Annotated in this window: 1 protein-coding gene and 1 pseudogene; one reads left to right on the top strand and one right to left on the bottom strand. The window is 70.0% G+C overall.

The window, feature by feature from the left end; all coding sequences use genetic code 11:
* Nucleotides 1-88: 88 nt before the first annotated feature.
* A complete protein-coding gene (locus I5E_RS09735) occupies nt 89-652 on the bottom strand; it encodes a UDP binding domain-containing protein (RefSeq protein WP_261974890.1) in 564 nt (187 codons plus the stop codon).
* Nucleotides 653-662: 10 nt separating this feature from the next.
* Here I5E_RS09735 and I5E_RS09740 point away from each other — a divergent pair.
* Nucleotides 663-1,020, top strand: a pseudogene (locus I5E_RS09740) (MFS transporter); the annotation flags it as partial.

Genomic DNA, 1,020 nt, shown 5'->3' on the forward strand with positions numbered 1-1,020 from the left:
CGCACGTCGGCCCCCGGGACACCGGCGCCGGGCGCACGGGAGCGGGGCCCGTGCCGCCCCGGCACGGACCCCGCTTCGCGTCCGACGACTACCGCGCGGTGGCCACCGCGTCGTTCGTCCCCGCGGCGACGCTCACGGGTGCACCCGTGACCGGAGTGGGCCGTCCCAGGGAACGGACGGTCCAACCCGCCTTGACCCAGTCGGCGACCGGGAGGCAGTTGCGGGCGTCGATCACCGTGCGACGCCCGACGATCGAGCCGAGCTCGGCCGGGTCGGCGGCGATGACCTCGTCCCACTCGGTGAGGACGAGCACGACGTCCGCGTCCTCGATCGCACCGGTCATCGACGACGAGTACGTGAGCGTCGGGAAGGAGCGGCGGGCGGTCTCCATCGCCTCCGGGTCCCAGAGCGTCACCTGAGCGCCGCGGAGGTGCAGCGCGGCGGCGACGTTGAGCGCCGGCGAGTCGCGGACGTCGTCGGTGAGGGGCTTGAAGGCGGCCCCGACGACGGCGACCCGGCGGTTCAGCACGGAGCCGCCGAGGGCGTCGATCGTCATGTCGATGACGCGCTCGCGCTGGCCCATGTTGATCTCGTCGACCTGCTGCATGAGGCCCACGACGCGACCGGCACCGAGTTCGTTCGCGCGGTGCATGAGCGCGCGGATGTCCTTCGGCAGGCAGCCGCCACCGAAGCCGTCGAGCATCATCGCGCTCGCGCAGAACCTCGCCGTCCTCGCCGGCACCTACCTGTCGGTGTTCTTCGTCGCGAACCTGCCCGTGCTGTTCATCGCGCCCGGCATCCTCGCGATCATCCTCGTCGCCGTCTACGCGGTCGTCGCGCGGGACGAGCTGCCGACGTTCACGCTGAAGAAGTTCACCTTCCTCAACCTCATCTCGTCGTTCTGGACGAACCCGATCAAGAACCCGGACTTCGCGTTCGCGTGGTGGTCGCGCTTCCTGATCATCCTCGCCACGTTCATGTTCACGACGTACCGACTGCTCTACATGCAGGAGCACATCG

The sequence above is a fragment of the Curtobacterium sp. B18 genome (assembly GCF_000333375.1).
Taxonomy (GTDB): domain Bacteria; phylum Actinomycetota; class Actinomycetes; order Actinomycetales; family Microbacteriaceae; genus Curtobacterium.